General features: G+C 31.1%; 2 protein-coding genes and 1 pseudogene. All 3 read left to right on the forward strand.

The genetic code is table 11. From position 1 onward, the window contains the following. Positions 1-220: pseudogene (murD, locus tag VK998_RS05710) on the forward strand (UDP-N-acetylmuramoyl-L-alanine--D-glutamate ligase); the annotation flags it as partial. A gap of 1 nt (position 221) precedes the next feature. Beyond that, complete coding sequence (gene ftsW, locus VK998_RS05715) at positions 222-1,340, forward strand: putative lipid II flippase FtsW (protein WP_325226456.1); 1,119 nt, start codon at positions 222-224, stop codon at positions 1,338-1,340. Between the two features lie 4 nt (positions 1,341-1,344). Beyond that, a partial coding sequence (locus tag VK998_RS05720) for a glycosyltransferase (protein ID WP_325226458.1) occupies positions 1,345-1,507 on the forward strand: 163 nt, incomplete at its 3' end.

The following is a 1,507-nucleotide window of genomic DNA, read 5'->3' on the forward strand; positions in this document are numbered from 1 at the left end:
AACTAAAGAAAAAATAAAGAATACTGCTATAAAATATGGATTTAATAATATATATATAGTAAAAACCATGAAAGAAGCAGTTAAAAAAAGCTATAAATTAGCAGAAAATGGGGATAATATACTTTTATCACCTGCTTGTGCTTCTTGGGATATGTATAGTAGTTTTGAAATAAGAGGAAATGATTTTAAGAAAGCAGTTAATGGCTTAAAGGAGGAATAAAATGGCTAGAAAGGTTAAAAAGAGGGCATGTGACTTCACTTTACTTTTAGCAACTTTACTCCTTGTATTTATAGGTATAATAATGGTATTTAGTTCATCTTGGCCAGAAGGTATAAAATCTTTTAATGATGGATACCATTTTTTAAAAAAACAAATATTTGCATCTATTTTAGGATTAATTGCAATGCTTTTCTTTATGAATTTTGATTATAGAATTATTAAAAAAATGTCCAAGTTAATATATATTGGTTCTTTATTAAGTGGTCTTTTAATATTTACTCCTTTAGGTATAGTGAGAAAAGGGGCTAGAAGATGGGTAGATTTAGGATTTACAACTTTTATGCCTTCAGATGTAATAAAACTAGGATCTATCATTTTTATAGCTGCTTTTTTAGCTAAAAGAAAGGATATTATGAAAGACTTTAAAAAAACAACTATTCCCACTATTATAATAATTGGTTTATCATGTGGAATGATTTATTTACAGAAGGATCTAGGGACTACTGTAACTTTAGCTATGACTTTGATGAGTGTTTTTTTTGTAGCTGGCATGAAGGTGAGCCACCTTTTCTTAATGATTGCAGTAGCTTCTGTTGGATTGGTATTGGCAATTACTAGTGATGATAATGAATATAGAATGAGAAGGCTAACAGCTTTTCTAGACCCTTTTGCTGATAAAGCGGATACAGGATGGCAGGCAGTTCAATCTTTATATGCATTAGGTTCTGGTGGATTATTTGGACTAGGTTTAGGGAAAAGCAGGCAGAAGTTTTTTTATATTCCAGAACCACATAATGATTTTATATTTGCAATCATTGGAGAAGAATTAGGATTTTTAGGTGGCCTAACAGTAATTTTACTATTTCTGGTGCTTATATGGAGAGGTATTAGAATAGCGTTAAATGTTGAAGATTTATTTGGTTGTTTATTAGCCACAGGTATTGTGGCTTTGATTACAATTCAGTCCTTAATCCATATTGCAGTGGTTACATCATCCATACCTACAACAGGAATACCCCTTCCCTTTGTTAGTTATGGGGGGACATCACTAATACTTTATATGTCATCAGTAGGAATTTTGCTAAATATATCTAGACATGTAAAATTGGATAGGAGTTGAAATTATGAAATATCTAATAACTGGGGGAGGTACTGGAGGACATATATATCCAGCTCTATCAATAGCTTTGGAGATAAAAAAAAGGGATAATGAAGCTAAAATTCTATATGTAGGTACAAGGAAAGGTCTTGAAAGTGAATTAGTGCCTAAAGAAGGCTTTGATTTTA

Origin of the sequence: Schnuerera sp. (assembly GCF_035459645.1) — a bacterium.
Lineage (GTDB): Bacteria > Bacillota > Clostridia > Tissierellales > Tepidimicrobiaceae > Schnuerera.

Excerpts from the sequence above, each read along its gene's own strand:
- ftsW (WP_325226456.1), top strand. The coding sequence starts at position 222 with ATGGCTAGAAAGGTTAAAAAGAGGGCATGTGACTTCACTTTACTTTTA.